Consider the following 19,397-nt stretch of genomic DNA (forward strand, 5'->3'; position numbering starts at 1 on the left):
GCAACCTGGGCAGCCTGTCCACAGCGCAAAGCACGACCAGCAGCAGCCTGAGCAGCCTGTCGACTTCGACCTCCACGGGTCTGAGCACCACCACCAGCAACCTGGGCAGCCTGTCCACAGCGCAAAGCACGACCAGCAGCAGCCTGAGCAGTCTGTCGACCTCGACCTCCACGGGTCTGAGCACGACCAATAGCAATCTGGAGAGCTTGTCGACTTCGACTTCTACGGGCCTCAGCGCAACAAATACGCGCGTGGAAAATATCTATCAAAAAGGTACCAAGTATTTCCATGCCAATAGCACTGGCGCGGATAGTCGGGCGCTTGGTGCAGATAGCGTCGCCATCGGCCAGGCCGCAACATCGCACGGAGCCAATAGCATTGCCATTGGTAACGGTGCTAACGCAATTCAAGAAAACAGCATTGCTTTGGGGAACGGGTCCATTGCAAACCGTGGGGGTGGGAGCTATTCCAACGCCTACGCACTTGGTGCTGCCACCGCTTCTGGCGAGTTGAATGTGGGGGATCGAGTTATTACCGGTGTAGCACCAGGTGCTGCCGATACCGATGCAGTAAATGTTGCACAGCTTTCCACGACAGCAACTTCGCTATCAACGAGTGTGGGCGGCTTGGCCAGCGGTATCAGTAGCCTGTCTACTGGCTTGAGTACCACGAACAGCAACCTGGAAAGCCTGTCCACTTCGACCTCGACGGGTCTGAGCACCACCAACAGCAACCTGGAAAGCTTGTCGACTTCGACGTCCACCGGTCTGAGTACCACGAACAGCAACCTGGACAGTCTGTCCACTTCGACCTCCACAGGCCTGAGCACCACCAACAGCAACCTGGAGAGCCTGTCGACCTCGACCTCTACGGGTTTGAGCACGACCAATAGCAATCTGGACAGCCTGTCGACTTCGACGTCCACCGGCCTGAGCACCACGAACAGCAACCTGGAAAGCCTGTCGACTTCGACCTCGACGGGTCTGAGCACCACCAACAGCAATCTGGAGAGCCTGTCGACTTCGACCTCCACCGGTCTGAGCACGACCAACAGCAATCTGGAGAGTCTGTCCACCTCGACTTCCACGGGCTTGAGCACGACGAACAGCAATCTGGATAGCTTGTCGACTTCGACCTCTACGGGCCTGAGCACCACGAACAGCAATCTGGACAGTCTGTCGACCTCGACTTCGACCGGTCTGAGTACAGCGACTAGTAATCTGGGCAGCTTGTCAACGGGTCTGAGCACCACCAACAGCAACCTGAACAGTCTGTCGACTTCGGCTTCCACAGGTCTGAGTACGACGAACAGCAATCTGAATAGCCTGTCGACATCGACTTCTACAGGACTGAGCACGACCAACAGCAACCTGGAAAGCTTGTCGACTTCGACCTCCACCGGTCTGAGCACGACCAACAGCAATCTGGAGAGTCTGTCCACCTCGACTTCCACGGGCTTGAGCACGACGAACAGCAATCTGGATAGCTTGTCGACTTCGACCTCTACGGGCCTGAGCACGACCAATAGCAACCTAGACAGTCTGTCGACTTCGACTTCCACGGGCTTGAGCACCACGAACAGCAACCTGGAAAGCCTGTCCACTTCGACCTCGACGGGTCTGAGCACCACCAACAGCAACCTGGAAAGCTTGTCGACTTCGACGTCCACCGGTCTGAGTACCACGAACAGCAACCTGGACAGTCTGTCCACTTCGACCTCCACAGGCCTGAGCACCACCAACAGCAACCTGGAGAGCCTGTCGACCTCGACCTCTACGGGTTTGAGCACGACCAATAGCAATCTGGAGAGCTTGTCGACCTCGACTTCTACGGGTCTGAGCACCACCAACAGCAATCTGGATAGCTTGTCCACTTCGACCTCTACGGGGCTGAGCACGACGAATAGCAATCTGGATAGCTTGTCCACTTCGACCTCTACGGGGCTGAGCACGACGAACAGCAATCTGGACAGCTTGTCGACGTCGACCTCTACGGGTTTGAGCACCACCAACAGCAATCTGGAGAGCCTGTCGACTTCGACCTCCACCGGTCTGAGCACCACGAATAGCAACTTGGACAGCTTGTCGACCTCGACCTCCACCGGTCTGAGCACGACCAACAGCAATCTGGAGAGCCTGTCGACTTCGACCTCCACCGGTCTGAGCACCACGAATAGCAACTTGGACAGCTTGTCGACTTCGACCTCTACGGGTCTGAGCACCACCAACAGCAATCTGGATAGCTTGTCCACTTCGACCTCTACGGGGCTGAGCACGACGAATAGCAATCTGGATAGCTTGTCCACTTCGACCTCTACGGGGCTGAGCACGACGAACAGCAATCTGGACAGCTTGTCGACGTCGACCTCTACGGGACTGAGTACGACCAACAGCAACCTGGAAAGCTTGTCGACTTCGACCTCCACCGGTCTGAGCACGACCAACAGCAATCTGGAGAGTCTGTCCACCTCGACTTCCACGGGCTTGAGCACGACGAACAGCAATCTGGATAGCTTGTCGACTTCGACCTCTACGGGCCTGAGCACGACCAATAGCAACCTAGACAGTCTGTCGACTTCGACTTCCACGGGCTTGAGCACCACGAACAGCAATCTGGACAGTCTGTCGACCTCGACTTCGACCGGTCTGAGTACAGCGACTAGTAATCTGGGCAGCTTGTCAACGGGTCTGAGCACCACCAACAGCAACCTGAACAGTCTGTCGACTTCGGCTTCCACAGGTCTGAGTACGACGAACAGCAATCTGAATAGCCTGTCGACATCGACTTCTACAGGACTGAGCACGACCAACAGCAATCTGAATAGCCTGTCGACGTCGACTTCCACGGGTCTGAGCACGACCAACAGCAATCTGGAGAGCTTGTCGACTTCGACTTCCACCGGTCTGAGTACAACCAACAGCAATCTGCAGAGTCTGTCGACGTCGACCTCCACAGGTCTGAGCACGACCAACAGCAATCTGGATAGCCTGTCGACTTCGACCTCAACGGGTGTCAATAGCTTGTCTACAGGATTGAGCACAACAAACAGTAATTTGAGTAGTTTGTCGACGAGTTTGAGTACGACCGATGCTCGATCGAGAAGTGTGGGTGATGACGCAGCAAGTGTCTTGGGTGGTGGGGCAAGTTATGACCCACTAAGAGGCAATATCACGGCTCCGACCTATACGACAACCAAGGCGGATGGCTCAACGGTGAGTGCCAATAATGTGGGTGATGCGCTGTCGAATTTGTATGCCAATGGAACCAAGTACTTCCATGCCAACTCGACGGAGGCTGACTCTCTTGCCACAGGCAGCAATTCCATTGCCGTAGGACCTGCCGCCGTGGCAAGCGGAGCCTCTGCGGTCGCGATGGGGTATGGAGCGCAGGCGAAAGGTACCAATGCCATTGCGATTGGTACAGGCGCGCTGGCCACCGGTTCTCAGGCCATTGGCGCACAGGCGAAAGCCGGTGGCGGCGGTGTTGCGATTGGTGATGGTGCCGATGCGGGTGGCACGCCGGCAAGTGCGAATACCGGCGTATCCAAGGGCACTGCGATCGGATTTGGTGCTGTTGTGCAGCAGTCCGGCGGTGTGGCGATTGGTACAGGATCTGTGGCCAGCACATCTGCAGGTATTGCAGGATATGTACCAGTTGGAGCCGGTGAGCAGCAGACGAGTGCAGTGGTTGCGACGACCAGTACACAGGCCGCCGTGTCTGTGGGCGATGCAGGCAGCGGGCAGTATCGTCAGGTCACAGGGGTAGCCGCAGGTACGGCCAATAGCGATGCAGTGAACGTGAGTCAGCTCAAGGCGCTGGAAAGCCAGCAAGCCGTGCAAATGGGCAAGTTGCAAGGGCAAATTGGCGACGTGGCACGGACGGCGTACTCTGGTGTTGCGATGGCATTCGCGATGTCTGGCACCTATATGCCAACGCTGTACCCTGGTGAAAAAGCGCTGGGTGTGGGGGTCGGTGGCTACCGCGGTTATGGCGCTGTCGGCGTGAGCTTCAAGGCGCTGTCGAAGGAAGGTAATATGTCTTGGGGCGCCGGCATATCTTCCACAGGGCGGGAGTGGGGCTTTAATGCTGGCGTGGGCTGGAAGTGGAGGTGATAACTGGTTCGCCTGAATAAGGCGAATGAGTTAAACAGCAGCAAAAAGGGCTCTCACATTGTGGAGGGCCCATTTTTATAAGAAAAGCTTCTATGCGTATTGGTATTTCTGTACTGACTCGTGCGACCCAGAATGTCTGGGAAAGTGGAATAGGGCAAAACGTTTTATTTCTTGCCCTCTCTTTGAAAAAAATTGCCTTCGTCAAAGAGGTCGTGTTACTGGATACCGGCGACCAAGGAAAAATGCCGTCAGGCATCGATTTGGATTCGATGCAGCTGAGGCTTCTGAAGCCTGAAGCTGCGGCGGATGAGGTGGATGTCTTCATCGAATTTGGTGGTGCGTTTAATCCGTCATGGCTAGCACTGCAGCGGGCCAGGGGAAAGAAGGTTGTCTATTACTGCGCAGGACATCCTTACGCGGGAGTGGTGGAGACCTCTGTTTTTGATCGCCCAGGTCATTTTTTCAAAACGGATCGCTGTGATGAGATTTGGAGCATTCCCGGGCATGCTTCATTTGTCTCTCTTCAGCGCGTCATACATCGCTGCCCGGTCCATGTCGTCCCTTATGTGTGGAGCCCGTTGCTGCTGCGCTGGCGTGTTGAGGAGATTGCTCGGTCTGGCTATCACTTTGGCTGGAAGAGCGATGCAGGAGCTGGCTCTGGAGGGGCGGGGCTCAAGGTTGCCATGTTCGAGCCCAATATCTCGGTGGTCAAAACCTCCAGCATTTCGATGCTTGCCTGTGACGAGGCTTATCGAGTCAATTCTTCAAGCATTGCAATGATGCATGTGCTCAATAGTGCACACATGAAAGACCACCCAACCATGCTGCATCTGGCCAATTCGCTGGATCTGGTCAAGCAACATAAAGCCTGCTTTCATGGTCGCCACGATATTGCTGGGTTTATGGCCCAGCACGCGAATGCCGTGATCTCACACCAGTGGACCAATGATCAGAACTACAGCTATATGGATGCGCTTTATGGCGATTACCCTCTGATTCACAACTCGGATTGGTTGAATAGTTTTGGTGCGGGTTATTACTACCCCGGTTTTGAAGCTGCACAGGGAGGCAGGCAATTACTGAATGCCTGGCAGAACCACGATGAGAAGTTGCCAGATCAGCAACGTGCTACGCGCAACCTCTTTGCAGCGCTTGAGCCTGCAGCGGAGGCCAATGTGCGTGAATACGCAGATTTGCTGAGGCGGCTTTGCCATGATGCGCCTGCGCTGATGGAGACTGTGTGATGGCAAATCAACCCCAAAAATTGCGTGTAGGTATCTCTCTGTTTGTGCGCAAGGGCAATCAATCCTTATGGGAAAACGGTATTTTTCAAAACTGCCTGTTTCTGGCGCAGTTGTTGCAGAAGTCGCCAGTGGTGTCTGAGGTCTTTCTGGTTGCCGGAGGCGGCGGTGGCGATGCGCAAGATGCGCTGGCTTTTTTGAAAGAGTCACCTGTCCCGGTCATTGAGATGAGCGCCGCGATGGAACAGCTGGATTTGATGATTGAGTTCAGTGCGCAGCTGGATAAAGAATGGGTTGTGAAGTTTCGGGCCAATGGGCGCAAAGTTGTGTCGATGCGGGTCGGCAATGACTACGTGATCGACATTGAACGCATGATGTTCAACAAGCCGCATGGCCTGCTGATAACTGGCGCGCCGTATGACGAGATCTGGACTCTGCCGGAGTACATCGACACCTGCGTTCCGTATTTCGCCAGCGCCTTTCGTGCGCCGGTGAGGATTGTTCCGCATCTGTGGAGCCCTGAAGTGTTGGAGCGGGCCATGAAAGAGTCCACACAAGGGCTGCAGTTTGGCTATCAACCGGGGCGCCGCCGTTGGCGCATGGGTATGTTTGAGCCCAATGTTTGCATGGTCAAGACCAGTCACATCCCCTTGCTGGTTTGTGAGGTGGCACACCGTACTCAGCCTGACATCACAGAGCGAGTCTGGGCCTACAACACCTTTCATTTGAAAGAAAATCCTATTTTCAGCGGCTTTGCTCACAACCTCGATATTGTTCGCCATGGCCTGGCGACGTTTGAGGGGCGCTTTCCCATCTGGCAGGTGCTGTCCCAGAACTGCGATGCGGTGATCAGCCATCAATGGGAAAACGCGCAGAACTACGTCTACTACGAAGCTCTGTATGGAGGCTATCCGCTGATTCACAACTCGCACCTGATTGGTGATTGTGGCTATCGCTATCACGATTTTGACTGCGAAGAGGGCGGGCAAGTGCTGTGCCAGGCCTTTGCGGAGCATGATGAAAATCTGAGCGCTTACCGAGAAAAATCTCGACGTTTTCTGGCGACTTTGGACCCATTGGCTGAAGAAAATGTACGCATCTATTCGCAAGCAATTGAGCAGCTGTATGCAAACTAAGGTGGCGATGGGCAGGCGCAAGTCAACATGGTTGCTAATGAGCGCTGTGCTCGGGGCGCAGCTTGGCGCGGGTGTGTCCTTTGCGCAGCCTGCTGCCAATGCGCCTGCGCCGGATAAGCTGACACAGGCTGCTGCCAGCGTGGGTGTCAAAAAATGCCTGCCTGCCATCAGCCGCCTGGCGGGTCTAGCCGTGCAGGGCAGCCGCAGCCATGATGTGCTGCTGGACTGGGACCGCAAGCAGCCAGATGCAGGGGCAGTGTTCTCGCTTATTGGAATGGAGTTTCCGAATGCTGGCATGGCCGCATCCATCACAGCCGTACCCGATGCGGCTGCCGGAACCTGCACCATCGCTGCTGAGCGTCTGACGGTGGCCCCATTCACCTGTGCCAGCATTGCGCAGGCGGAGCTGCCCGGCTATCAGATGGTGCGCCTGCTGCCCATTTATGCGGTGTATACCGATCCTAAAGAGCCGGGTTCCTCCGTCTCTCTGATTGATTCGCCGCCCGGTTGCCTGGTCATACGCCGCTTTGTGGAATATCACTGGCAAAACCCGAATGCGGCAGCAGCGGCCAGTACGGATGCGAGCAAGAGCAGCAAGCCAGCCGTTAAGCGCTGAAATTCTTTTGCTATTGAAAAAGTAGTTGCTAGCGCTTTCTGATTAAGCGCTGCGAAGCATTTTTGCAAGATATTTCGAGGCCGAATTTCAGCAGTGCCCGGTACTGGGCAGAGGTGCTGTGCCATCAAAGACATGGATAGTGTGTCGTCCCACATCGCTTGATTGCTGGTTGTGTGCACAATGTAAACACAAGTGCTTCCCTGTGTCCCATCGATGGAGAGTCTCGCGATGCCTCATGCTTTTGAAAAAACGCTGAAGTCTTTTGAAACCGACGGCGGAAGAAAAGGTAAGTTCTATTCCTTGCCCGCACTCGCCAAGCAGTTCCCTGAAATCAAACGATTGCCGGTATCCATCCGCATCGTTCTTGAATCAGTGCTGCGCAACTGTGACGGCCAGAAAATCACCGCTGCGCACGTTGAACAGCTGGCGCGCTGGCAGGCAAAGCCCAAGAGCGAGCGGGTCGATGAAATCCCGTTCGTTGTCTCGCGCGTGGTACTGCAGGACTTTACCGGCGTGCCCTTGCTGGCGGATTTGGCAGCCATGCGCAGCACGGCCGCCAAGCTGGGCAAGAAGCCCAAGTCCATCGAGCCGCTGGTGCCTGTGGATCTGGTGGTTGATCACTCCATCATGGTCGATTACTTCGGCACGAAAAAGGCGCTGGACCTGAACATGAAGCTGGAGTTTCAGCGCAACCAGGAGCGCTACCAGTTCATGAAATGGGGCATGCAGGCCTTTGACACCTTTGGCGTGGTGCCGCCAGGGTTCGGCATCGTCCACCAGGTCAACCTTGAGTATCTGGCGCGCGGCGTTCACAAGACCAAGGATGGTGTCTATTACCCCGACACGCTGGTTGGTACCGACAGTCACACCACCATGATCAACGGCATTGGTGTCGTGGCATGGGGCGTGGGCGGTATCGAGGCCGAAGCCGCCATGCTGGGTCAGCCCGTGTACTTCCTCACGCCCGATGTCGTGGGTTTTGAGCTGACCGGCCAGTTGCGCGAAGGCGTGACGGCAACTGATCTGGTGCTCACGGTCACGGAAATCCTGCGCAAGGAAAAAGTGGTCGGCAAATTTGTCGAATTTTTTGGCGAAGGCACGCGCAGCCTTTCACTGCCCGACCGAGCCACGATTGGCAACATGGCACCTGAATACGGCGCGACCATGGGCTTTTTCCCCGTCGATGAAAAAACCATCGAGTACTTCAAGGGCACGGGTCGCACCAAGAGTGAAATTCAGGCCTTCGAGGCTTACTTCAAGGCTCAGAACCTGTTCGGCGTCCCCAAGGTGGGCGATATCGACTACTCACATGTGGTCAAACTGGATCTTGGCAAGGTCGCGCCCAGTCTGGCTGGCCCCAAGCGGCCGCAGGACCGTATCGAGATTGGCAATGTGGCTGCTCAGTTCGATGAGCTGTTCAGCGCAGCGGTTGCGCAAAATGGCTTCAACTTGCCCGCCGACCAACTGGCTCGCCGCCATCTTGTGCATCCCGATGGGCCAGAGGCCTTGCAGCCAGAGAGCAAGCCGATACCTGCCAATGCTGAGCGCAACAAAGTCGAGATGGTGAGCAACAAGCCCACGACCAATAAGGCCGAGGCCAGCGCTATCGCCGTTGATGCAAGCAGTGCGGTTGTCGCATCAAGCAAGAGCTTTGATATTGGCAGCGGCGATGTGCTAATTGCGGCCATTACCAGCTGTACCAACACCTCCAACCCCAGTGTCATGCTGGCTGCGGGCTTGCTGGCAAAAAAGGCGGTGGAGGCCGGGCTCAAGGTCAAGCCGCATATCAAAACCTCACTGGCCCCCGGCTCGCGGCTGGTCACGCGCTATCTGACAGAGGCAGGTTTGCTGCCTTACCTGGAAAAGCTGGGCTTTGCCCTTGCCGGTTATGGCTGCACCACCTGCATTGGCAATGCCGGTGATTTGACGCCCGAGATCAATGCCTCCATCACGCAGAACAATCTGGTCTGCGCGGCCGTGCTCTCAGGCAACCGCAACTTCGAGGCGCGCATCCATCCCAATATCAAGGCCAACTTTCTGGCCAGCCCGCCGCTGGTGGTGGCCTATGCGATTGCTGGCACGGTGCGCAAGGACTTGATGACCGAGCCTGTGGGCAAGGGCAAGGGTGGCAAGGATGTGTATCTGGGTGACATCTGGCCCAGCAGCGAGGAGATTCAAGGCCTGCTCAAGTACGCCATGAACGGCAAGGCCTTCCGCAGCAACTATGAGCAGGTGGCCAGTGAGCCGGGCAAGCTCTGGGAAAAAATCAAGGGCGTGACGGGAGCCACTTACACGTGGCCTGAGAGTACCTACATCGCAGAACCACCGTTCTTTGCCGATTTTGCTCTCGATTTGAAAGCGCCTTCCGCAGGTGCAGAAAGCGCGACAGGCCAAAAAGGCTCAAACCCATATGCGGTCCATGGCGCACGTGTGATGGCCTTGTTTGGAGACTCCATCACCACCGACCATATCTCGCCTGCGGGCTCCATCAAGGAGACCTCACCTGCAGGTAAATGGCTGCTGGCTCATGGTGTGCAAAAGGCTGATTTCAACAGCTATGGCTCGCGACGCGGCAACCATGAAGTGATGATGCGCGGCACCTTTGCCAATGTGCGTATCAAGAACCTGATGATTCCGGCGCAGGCCGATGGCGCACGCGAGGAGGGCGGTGTCACCCTCTACCGTGATGACCATGGCAAGGTGGAGAAGATGTCCATCTACGACGCAGCCATGAAGTACCAGTCTGCAGGCCGTGCCACCATAGTGCTGGCGGGCGAAGAGTACGGCACAGGCTCCAGCCGCGACTGGGCAGCCAAGGGTACGCAGTTGCTAGGCATCAAAGCCGTAGTGGCACGCAGTTTTGAGCGCATCCACCGCTCCAACTTGGTGGGCATGGGCGTGTTGCCGCTGCAGTTCAAAGGCAATGACAGCTGGCAAAGCCTCGGGCTGACGGGGGAGGAATTCATTGATGTGATTCCCGCTACAGACCTGGCTCCGCAAAGCGATGCGCAATTGGTAATCACCAAGCCTGATGGCAGCAAGAAAACGGTCACCGTCAAACTGCGCATCGATACGCCAATCGAGGTGGACTACTACCGTCATGGCGGCATCCTGCCCTATGTGCTCAGGCAGTTGCTGGCTTGATCTTTTGCGCTGAGAAATAAAAAACCGTGCTGAAGTAGCACGGTTTTTTTTATGAAGCTGGAAACAGCTTATCGGGCAAAAGCTACTGTTTGAGACTTATCGCTGCCCTCGGTGTCTTTCATGATGATGACTTTGACGCCATTGATGATGTAGCCACGAGCTTTGATGTTCAAGCCTGCTTCAGGCGACAAGCCGCTGGGGCTCATCAATGCCTTTGCATCGTACTTCCCGTAATCGTTGCTCATGACGCCGTTGGCATCAATGGAAAATGCACCTTGTTCGCCCTTGATGTCTTCAGTGCCGCATGAGTACTCTGTATAGGTACCGGCGAGCTTGGCTATGTCAGTGACACTGATCACCTCGGCGGCTTTGTCGATCGCGATATTTGTGAACTTGTCCCATGTTCCTGCGCAGGCCATCAAAACACCTTCATCTGCGAAAAATTTGCTTTCAGACTTAACCAGCGAACCACTCCAGCTCGCGGTATTGCCACCGTTGGTGGACTTCAGCTGAATCTGCTCCAGATCGATGAGCCAGTCGGTTGCATCGCCATAACGCTGACCATTCAGTGTGACGACGCTGTGATCTTGGTTATGCAGAACGTAGCTGACTGGCGTGACTTTGCCGCCATAGCTAGTTTTCTTCGCATTATCTTCAGCTACAGTTTTTTCGCTGCTGGGGTCAAAAGCAGTAGAGCTACCGGAGCCTGTTGAACCGCCACCCGCGTTGCTGGAGCCGCCGCCGTCAGTATTGCTGCCTCCACCAGTGTTGCTACCACCGGCAGTGCTGCCGCCATTACCACCGCTGGTGCCGCTGCCGCCAGATGTATTGTTATCGCTACCACCGCCACCGCAAGCGGCCAGCATTGAAGCACACGCTACGGCAATAGTGAGTTGAGCCAGTTTGGCGGTAAGAGTCTGCTGCATCGGATTCTCCTGTTGAATTATCAAAATGCCGCTGCTTGAAGATGAGTTGCCTTCATTTTTGTGAGCGGTTCATTTCTTATTCGTTGCACGGTTCATGTGGGTTCAATATTTTTGATGTGCGCCGATTGATTTGCAGCAATTGACTTCGCGCTCTTTGCTGGATCGAGGCTATGATTCAGAAAGTCATTTTTTGTTACCCCTAGATTCAAACGTAGCCATGGAGCTTTCTCGGTCAATGCAGGATTTATTGCATGCCATGCACCAGGGCGATCAGCAGGCCTTGCGCGTTGTTTGGCAGGAGTGGGCGGGTAAGGTTCAGACGTTTGTACGGATGCAGTTAGCAGTGTGTGGGGATGAGGCTTTGGCACTTTCCCAGGAAGTAACTGCTGACGTCTTTTATGACCTCTGGAATCAGCCTTTGCGTTATGACGGGCGCGTTGCCTTTAATACTTGGCTATATACGCTGGCCCGTAATAAGGCTGTGGATTGCAGGCGCAGCTGGCAGCGCCGTACCCAGATGGAGCAGGCTGCGGGGGATGATGACTTCACCTCGCTGGCTGATGATGCTCCCGGGCCGGATGCACGTCTTAACGCCGCTCAGGATAAAAAAGCGGTGCTGTATTGCCTGATGCGTCTGAGAAACCCCTTGCAGCGAGAAGCGCTGATGCTCTGGGCGGTAGAAGACATGCCGTTGCTCGACATTGCACAGACGCAGCAATGCCCTGAAAACACCGTCAAGACCCGTCTGTTTCATGGGCGTAAGAATCTGCGCACCTGCCTGCAGCAATGGCTGAGGCTGGAGGTGAACTGAAATGAGTGCATATCTGAACTCAGAGCCGAGCTCGCAGGAGCAAGAACGTTTTGACAGTGAGTTGCCTGCCTGGCTTGCGGGTCAGCTCAGTGATGCTGATGCGGCCTGGATGGAGGACATGCAGGCCAAGCATAAGAAGCTTGCGTTGCAGGCGCTGTGGCTCAGGGACGCGCGTGCGGTCATTCGGGCTGAGGCGGCCAGCCAGAATACGGATGCGGCTTGGGGATTGCTGGAAAAGCGCCTTCAGGCTGATAGCTTTGCGCAGCCAGCCTCTCCACGACCCCGCAAAGTGGTTGATGCGCGTGAGCCCAAGGTTGCGCGCTGGCTGCAGTGGTTGCTGGGTCATCCTGGCTGGGCCAACGCTGCCGCGGCTATGGCGGTAGTACTGGTTGTGGGGCAGGCCGCGTGGATTGCGACGGGGTCGGGCACAGGTCAGCCCGTGGCTGAAGTTGATGCTGATACAACCGCCTGGCGCTCGCTGAATTTTGAGGATCTTCAAGCCAGCGGTGTGCGCATTCAGGTACGACTGAAGGCGCAGAGCCTTAGCACTGACCTGGCTGCAATTGCCAGAGACTTGAGCGCTGATGCACCTGCTGCATGGCTGGCACAAGCCGATGGCTCGTGGCTGCTCCAAATAGGGCCCCAAAATGCGGATGCTCAAGTGTTGCTGGGCAGGCTCAGGGCGCACCCGCAAGTGGAGCAAGCACAGCTGCTGCCATGAAGCGTCGGGCCTTGTTGAAAGTGGGGGGGGCGGCCAGCGTTTCTCTGCAAAGCTTTTTGCTCCAGGCCGCGCAGGCACCGCGCCGCCATGCATTGCTGATTGGCGTCAGCGCCTTGCTCAATCAGCCACGCCGTTTCTGGCTTAAGGGGCCTGTCAATGATGTGGCGCTGGTGCGGCAATCTTTGCAGGCGCACGGCTTCAAACCCGCTGACATCAAGACAATGGCGGACAACGCCATGGCGCAGCCTGCGGCTTTGCCAGATGCACACATGCCCTTGCGCGCCAGCATTCTCAAAGCCCTTGCAGATCTGCGTCAGCGCATTCGCCCCGGCGATGCCGTGATGCTGTATTGGTCAGGCCACGCTGTGCGTGCGCAAGGGCCGAAAAAAGCGGTGGCAGAGGTCGATGGACGAAGCACTTTTTTGTTGGCATCCGATGCGGTGCGCCAATCAGGTGCGGATGGCTGGCCCCTGCGCGGAGCCGTGGCCGATGCAGAACTTGGCGCGGCGATTGATGACTTTCTGGCGCTGGGCGCGCATGTGTTTACCGTCATGGATGTGTGCCATGCCTCATCGGCCACGCGTTCGGTGGCTGAAGATGTGCAGTGGCGGGGGCTGCGAGTGAGCGAGCTTGAAGAGCTGGAGGAAAGCCGCAAGCCTGCAAGCAATTTCTCGGGTGACGCCTTGCCAGCTGTTCTACCATCGGCAAGACCGAGGCCTGTGGGGTTTGTGGGCCTTTATGCCTGCGAGGACATGGAGCGCACGCCTGAGTGGACGCTGAACGGCCAGCCGCAAGGCGTATTCACCTATGCGCTGGTGCAGGCGCTGATGAGCGCTGCAGCGGTAGAGCGCTATGCATCGCTGGCTCAGCGCACGCTGGATTTGCATGCGCAACTGGCACGCAGTGGGCCGGTGGCCCAGTCTCAATGGCCCTCGCCGGTGTTTGAGGGGAGTTTGCAGGCACCGCTGTGGACCCGGGCGAGCCTGCCGGGCTGGAGCAAGGCTCCTTTGTTACCCGCCAACCATCGGCAATCGTGGAGCCTGCCATCAGGCCTGCAACTGCTGCTGACAGTGCAAGAACGCGGCAAGCCTGCCAGGCGAATGGACTTGGCAAAGCTGGCCGCTGGGAGGCAGTTTCTGGGGCCGCTGGCACTGGGCACGCGGTTTGATCTGCAGCTCATCAACTCGGCCGCGCAGGCTTTGTACGTGCGCATTTTTTACGAGAGCAGTCATGGTCGCTGGCAAGCGCTTTACCCCGAGCGTGCAGCAGATGCCGCTCTGCTGCCGCAGGGACTGCCGGGCCGCCCGGCTAGCTGGCAAAAAACACTGCAGATCAATCAGCCCGAGAAGCTGCCGGAGTCATTGATCTGGGTGGTGGCCCCCGCAGATTCCATGCGCTGGATTGACGATGCTTCGGCAGCCCTGCCTAGCCAGCTCTGGCAGATGGCGCTGGGCTGGCAGTCGGTGAAATAGCCTTGAGTTGTGTGGTGCGCAAAGACGCTTACTGCGTCGCAGCCAGCAGCACAAAGCCGCTCCAGTAATACGGGTGAGCCAGTGTGTCACCGCTGCTTTTGGGTGTTGCCGTGACAAGGCCTCGTTTCTGGGTCTGCGAAGCTTTGCCTTCAGACGACAGCAGCACCAATTGCGCGGCGCGCAGTGCCTGTGCATGTGGCATGCCCTGCGCAAGGGCGCTGTAGAAGGCGTGCATCAGCTCTTGTGTTCCCTCATCCGCAACGGCCCACAGGCTAGCCAGGACATTGCGTGCGCCGCGTGCCTGCGCTAGCCAGGCCAGACTGTCCACGGGAAGGCCTTGCTCCGCAGGGCCGGATGGCACAGCGGTTTCGCAGGCTGAGAGAGTCAGCAGGTCCAGGCCCTCAAACCTAAAGCTGGGGTCGCTTAGCTCACCCAGCGTGAGCAATTGCCCATTGCCCAGATAAAGGCCTGATGCCTGTCCGTTACCAGGCAGCAGCCTGAAGTGGCTGGCCAGATGCACCACCTTGCGCGATTGCAAGGCTGCGCGCAGGCTGTCGGCGGTGAAGGCATCATCTTGCTGCTGGTCGTGGCCTATGCCGCGAGTGCTGGCCAGCTGTGCCAGACCTTCAATTTCTTCGCGGACTTTAGGCAGGGCCGGCAGATCGGCAGTGGCGCGGCTGGATCCCTGAAGACTCCAGCCATCGCGCTGGAGTGCTGCCGTGGCGTCTGCAATGGCGGATGCCGATGCCTGGACTCCGGTGTCTTGCGGCAGGGCGTAAGACTCCCCCAGCCAGTGCCGGCCATCATGCAGGGCGGCCATGGGCAGGTAGCGCAACGCACCTTCGAGATGCACACGCACTTCGGGGGCATGGCCCGCAGTAGCACCGGGCTGCGGGGCGGGCAGCCATTGTGTCAGGGGCTGCCACAGCTGCTTGTACAGTTTGTGCGCCTGTGTTTGGGGGGGGCTGCCGCGCTGCTGCAGAGCGCGCCGCAAAAGGGTGATGTCTTGGGTCAGCTGATTTTGTGCGATGGGCAGACGCAGGTGCTGATCGGCTTGATTGCCTCGGCGTATCACGACATATACATGCTCCTGTGCGGGCAGGTAGCGCACCTCGGTTTGATGGGGAGCCAGTGCCCTGAGGTAGGTCGGTCCGGCCTGGGCTGACTGCGGCTGCGCCATGCGTTGATCCAGTGATTTCGGCACCAGGTTCAGCGCCTGCCGCAGCGACGCGCTATCGTTTTCACGACCTTGCCAGGCCGCGCGAAGCGTGGATTGCATGGCCTGCATTGCTTCATGGCGCTGCTGCTCCTCGGGCGTCAGCTCCAGTGCTCGCTGTGAGGGCAGATAGCTGCGCACCAACTGGTGGTAGCTTTGTTCGCGCGCCAGTGTCAGGGTTTGCTCGGCTTCACTGAAGCGCTGACCCTGAAGCAGCCAATTGGCGAGGTCCTCGTAGATCTCACCTCCCTGGCTCAGAATGGTTTCCCGCTGTGCGGGCGTCAGGCCTTTGGCATCGGCCAGTAAGCGCTGCTGCACATTGATGGCTTGCTTGGCGTAGTAGATGGCTTCTGGCATGCGCTGCATATCGCCCAAGGCCTCTGCCAAGGTGTACTGGCTAGACCATTGCCAGTAGGCGTTGTCGTTGGCCAGAACAATGCCCAGGGCTTGAGCCGCTGCCTGGGCCGCCTCATGGGGGCGGTTGTTCTGCCCCAGGCTCTCGGCCTTTTGAAGCAGCATATAGGTTGAGCCATCACTGCCAGCGCCGCGCAGCTTTATCTCTTGCTCCAGCAGATCATCGAGCTGATCTGCGTCTTGACTACGCACCAGCAGGCATTTGGCGATGGCGCGGTTCATGCCATCCAGGTTGGCGAACTGGGGCTGAGAGGCCATTTTTTCGGCATGTGCACACCAGTGTTGCAGGTCCTTGTCGCGCTTCAAGCGCCCGCTGAGATGGACCAGCTGATAGACATTCCAGACCGCATGTCGAGGCTCGGATTTCAGATCGGGCATCAGCTCCTTGGCTATGCGCATTGCCAGGGCATGGTCGCCCATGGTGCTCGCCAGATTAGCCGCCTGAAAACGCATGCTCAGGCAGATGTCTTTGATGCACTTGTTGAGCGGCTTGGGCAAGCTCTGCTGCAACTGTCTGGAGAGTTGCTGTGCCTGCGGATAGCGTGAATTGGCAATGGCAGCGTACATGCGCTTGTACAGCAGCCACTGGGTTGCAAGGTGCGCGGGGCCTAGCGCCTGCAGTGCTATTTGATGCGCCAGGTCGCGGCTGGCAAGGCTCTCGGCCTTGCGGGCCTGCTTCTCCAGCAGCTCAGCCTGCAGATCCAGCACAAACGCATAGTTGTTGCCATGCTCAGCATTGGGAGATTCCTGCCATCGTTGCTTTGCTATTGATAGCGATTTGCGCAGCTCTTGCAAGCCCTGCTGGCTTTTTTCATCATGAAAATACAGCAGCGCGCGGTATGCGCTGAAGGTGGCCAGCGACTCGGTGTCGTAGTCCTGCTCCAGCGCTTGCATCAAGCTGCGCAGGCCTGGTATGTCTTCGGCATAAGACAAACGAGCCAGCTGCGCCAGCTGCTCTTCGGGGATAGCGGGGCGAGGCTGAGCATCGCCGCTGGCTGCCGGCAGTGCAGCCGCCGCCAGCGCCCAGCCCAGCATCAATGCAGTTGCGCAGTTGCGCAGTCTGAGAAAAGGGCGAGGCGCTTGCAGCATGGCTTAGAAGTCCTTTTCCAGCATGATGGCGGCGGACCAGAAGCGCTTGGTGCGCATTTGCATAGTCTGCGCGACGACCTCAGGCTCGTTGGGCGCTGGGGGGGTGATGGTGGGGTAGAAGGTCGAGCGCCAGTCATTGCCCAGACCCGACAGCTGCGCGCGCAGACGGGTACTGCTGTCCAGCTTCCAGAGGCTGTTCAGGTGCAATGTGGCCAATGGCTTGATCTTGCCCCACAACTCGGGGTTGACGCGGGACTTGTAGCCAGCTTCCAGGCGCAGCGTGGCGCCAAAGCGGTCGGGCAGCATGCCGTGCCCTTGCGTTGTGGCATCAAACCCCAGGTCCAGAACGGCCGGGCTTTGTCCCATCAGGCGGGAAGGGGAGGCCTGGCCCGCAACGCGTGACTGGGTCAGGATCAGATCGGCGCGCAGGCTGAGCGGCAGCCCAGTGGATTTGGGTAAGTCGTAGCGCACACCGGTTTCCAGGCCCCAGATGCGGGTGTTGCCCCGATTGACGGTGGTGAGAATCCAGCGCTCCATGGGCACCATTGCCTCGCCATTCCAGCCTTCGGTGGTGTACTGGGTCAGTTGCTTGGTCAGACCATTCGAGATATTGCGCGCAAACAGGTTGAGCTTGAACTGGCCTGCATTGCGCTCGCCCTGTATCAGCGCCTGTGTAAAGCCCAGCTCCAGGCCTGTGGCTGTCTCGTTGCGCAGGCTGGGGTTGCCGCCCAGGTCCGGCTGAGTGAAATTGCCTTCACGCTCGCGCACATGGGCCATCAGGTCATCAAATTTAGGAGCGCGATAGGTCTTGGCCAGTTGCACATGCCAGCGCTGCTGCGCGTTGGGGCTGTAGCCGATGTTGAGCGATGGCAGCCACAAGTTCTGACGGCGGCGGCCCAGCTCGGAGTCTGCGGGGGGCGTGAGCTCTATGCGCTCATGGCGCAGGCCTGTTTCTACATTCCACTGCGCGCTGGGTGACCAGTTCAGCTGGGTGTAGGCTGCGCTGGTGTTGCGCTTGAGCTTTTCGCTAAAGGTCTCGCCTTCTTCGAAATAGGTGGTGCCGCTGCGTTCGGTACGCAGCTGGCCGCCCATCGTCAGGCGCATAGCGCTGCCCAGCGGTTGCACCCATTTAAGCCCAGTGTGGTAGTCGCGCTGGCGCTGGCGGATGTCCTCCCCGTTGCCGCCAAGGAAGCCGCCTTCTAGGGCTTGGTAGCGATAGCTTTGCTTGCTGCCGCTTTGTCTGCTGCCTACCTCGGCTTGCAGCAGGCCACCGCCTTGCAACTGGTGGTCCCAGCGCAGCGTGGGCATGATGGTCCAGAAGGGCGAGGCGGTTTCCCTTGCTTGCCAGCGGGAGCGGTACTCATACAGATAGTCGTAAGCGGGGGCTTCGTAGTAATAACGGAAGTCCCCCTCAGTGCGGCGCTTTTCGGGCAGCAGCTCGGCCGTCCATGACAGACCGATGCGGTCCTGGCGGGAGGGGCGCACGGCCACTTCACCGGCAAGCATGGCCTGAGTGGTGCGCACCAGCCCCTTCTGGGAGCTGTAACTGTTGACGAATTCTTCGCCGCCAATGATGTCCTGGTGCTCGTGGGTTAGCGTATCGCTCTTTTTCTCTGAGTTTGCGACGGACGCATTAATCTGCCATTCGAGCTGCACGGAGCGTCCGCCTGCGGCCAGGGATGCCTGATGGTGAAACGCGCCGCGTGGCGAGAAGCTGGTGCGAATGCTGGCCTTGCGCTCCACGGGGCCTGTGGCCTGGCGCGTGAAGATACGGATGGTGCCCGCAATACCTGCACCACTATCGGAGGCCGATGCGCCGCGAACAATTTCCACGCGCTCAATCATGTCCATGCTGATGCCATCAAGCATGACATCGCCGTTGAGGGCGTTGACTTGCTGACCGTTCACCAGAACTTGCGTGTAGCCCGCGCCCATGCCGCGCAATGAGAGGTAGCCGTTCGAGTCCACACTCACACCAGGCTGGCGGCGTAAAAACTCGACCAAATCGCCATCGCCCTCATGGGTCAAGTTCGCTCGGTCATAAGACGTAGTTAAAGCGTCTGCAACCGACTCGGCTTCTGCAAGAACTTTTACTTCTGGGAGTTCTGCTGCCTGAGCCATGGAACTGGCCAAAATGGAAATAACGGCACTCAGATGCAGCGTCATGCGGGAGAGGGGGTAAGCGGGAGTGAGAAGCACGATGGAGTAAGGCAGATAGCAAAAAAAGTGCATCGCAAGCAGGGCTATACGATGCACCTCGGAGAAACTGGAATAAGACCCGCTAAAAAACCCTTGATACGTCAGCGCGAAGCCTTGTCTCAACCGTAAGCTTCGGTTTACTGGGGCGTGTTAACGGCTCTAAGGCTTGTGCGCTGAATCAGGCGGATGGTTGCGAGTTTTAGTATCTGAAGCAGATAAGAAAAAACAGCGATTCATGCGCTGAAAGCAGATGGCTTACCTTTGTAACTATGAGTAAGCGGTGAAATTCTATGAGTAGTT

The 19,397-nt window shown here is 57.6% G+C and carries 11 protein-coding genes and 2 pseudogenes; 9 read left to right on the plus strand and 4 right to left on the minus strand.

Translation table 11 applies throughout. The annotated features are described in order from the left end of the window. A partial coding sequence (locus RSF91_RS19815; RefSeq protein ID WP_442878839.1) for a hypothetical protein occupies nt 1–184 on the minus strand: 184 nt, incomplete at its 3' end. 127 nt (nt 185–311) lie between these two features. Between RSF91_RS19815 and RSF91_RS10010 the strand changes: the two are divergent. The 6 genes and pseudogenes from RSF91_RS10010 to RSF91_RS10030 form a co-directional block, all read left to right on the plus strand. Next, nucleotides 312–3,449 (plus strand): annotated as a pseudogene (locus RSF91_RS10010) (ESPR-type extended signal peptide-containing protein); the annotation flags it as partial. Between the two features lie 312 nt (nt 3,450–3,761). Further along, nucleotides 3,762–4,112: pseudogene (locus tag RSF91_RS19820) on the plus strand (YadA-like family protein); the annotation flags it as partial. Nucleotides 4,113–4,204: 92 nt separating this feature from the next. Beyond that, complete coding sequence (locus RSF91_RS10015; protein WP_332568281.1) at nt 4,205–5,356, plus strand: DUF2827 domain-containing protein; 1,152 nt, start codon at nt 4,205–4,207, stop codon at nt 5,354–5,356. Next, nucleotides 5,356–6,489 (plus strand): DUF2827 domain-containing protein, encoded by a 1,134-nt coding sequence (locus tag RSF91_RS10020; RefSeq protein ID WP_332568282.1) that lies wholly within the window; start codon nt 5,356–5,358, stop codon nt 6,487–6,489. Before RSF91_RS10015 ends, RSF91_RS10020 begins: the two co-directional genes overlap by 1 nt. Before the next feature lie 37 nt (nt 6,490–6,526). Beyond that, nucleotides 6,527–7,105, plus strand: coding sequence for a hypothetical protein (locus tag RSF91_RS10025; RefSeq protein WP_332568283.1), 579 nt, complete (start codon nt 6,527–6,529; stop codon nt 7,103–7,105). A 228-nt stretch (nt 7,106–7,333) separates the two neighbouring features. After that, complete coding sequence (locus tag RSF91_RS10030) at nt 7,334–10,249, plus strand: aconitate hydratase (protein ID WP_332568284.1); 2,916 nt, start codon at nt 7,334–7,336, stop codon at nt 10,247–10,249. Between the two features lie 68 nt (nt 10,250–10,317). On the opposite strand, the gene RSF91_RS10035 is transcribed toward RSF91_RS10030, so the two are convergent. Continuing rightward, nucleotides 10,318–11,175 carry a hypothetical protein gene (locus RSF91_RS10035; protein ID WP_332568285.1) on the minus strand — a complete coding sequence of 286 codons (858 nt, stop codon included), beginning with the start codon at nt 11,173–11,175 and terminating at the stop codon, nt 10,318–10,320. A gap of 139 nt (nt 11,176–11,314) precedes the next feature. Between RSF91_RS10035 and RSF91_RS10040 the strand changes: the two genes are divergently transcribed. The 3 genes from RSF91_RS10040 to RSF91_RS10050 are packed head-to-tail and all read left to right on the plus strand — an operon-like array spanning nt 11,315 to nt 14,179. After that, nucleotides 11,315–11,986: an RNA polymerase sigma factor gene (locus RSF91_RS10040; protein WP_332568286.1), complete on the plus strand. Its 672-nt coding sequence runs from the start codon at nt 11,315–11,317 to the stop codon at nt 11,984–11,986. Nucleotide 11,987: 1 nt separating this feature from the next. Beyond that, on the plus strand, nt 11,988–12,707 hold the full coding sequence (locus tag RSF91_RS10045; RefSeq protein WP_332568287.1) for a hypothetical protein: 720 nt from the start codon (nt 11,988–11,990) through the stop codon (nt 12,705–12,707). Then, nucleotides 12,704–14,179, plus strand: coding sequence for a caspase family protein (locus tag RSF91_RS10050; RefSeq protein ID WP_332568288.1), 1,476 nt, complete (start codon nt 12,704–12,706; stop codon nt 14,177–14,179). Before RSF91_RS10045 ends, RSF91_RS10050 begins: the two co-directional genes overlap by 4 nt. Nucleotides 14,180–14,207: 28 nt before the next feature. Here the strand turns inward: RSF91_RS10050 and RSF91_RS10055 are convergent, their stop codons facing one another. Together RSF91_RS10055 and RSF91_RS10060 are read right to left on the minus strand one after the other, a co-directional pair. After that, the gene (locus tag RSF91_RS10055) at nt 14,208–16,898 is read right to left on the minus strand and encodes a CHAT domain-containing protein (protein WP_332568289.1); all 2,691 of its coding nucleotides are present in this window, start codon (nt 16,896–16,898) and stop codon (nt 14,208–14,210) included. Nucleotides 16,899–16,901: 3 nt separating this feature from the next. Further along, entirely contained in the window at nt 16,902–19,154 is a 2,253-nt protein-coding gene (locus RSF91_RS10060) for a TonB-dependent receptor plug domain-containing protein (RefSeq protein ID WP_332568290.1), read from the minus strand. Nucleotides 19,155–19,397: the final 243 nt, after the last annotated feature.

The sequence above is a fragment of the Comamonas sp. genome, from assembly GCF_036643215.1.
Classification (GTDB): domain Bacteria; phylum Pseudomonadota; class Gammaproteobacteria; order Burkholderiales; family Burkholderiaceae_C; genus Comamonas.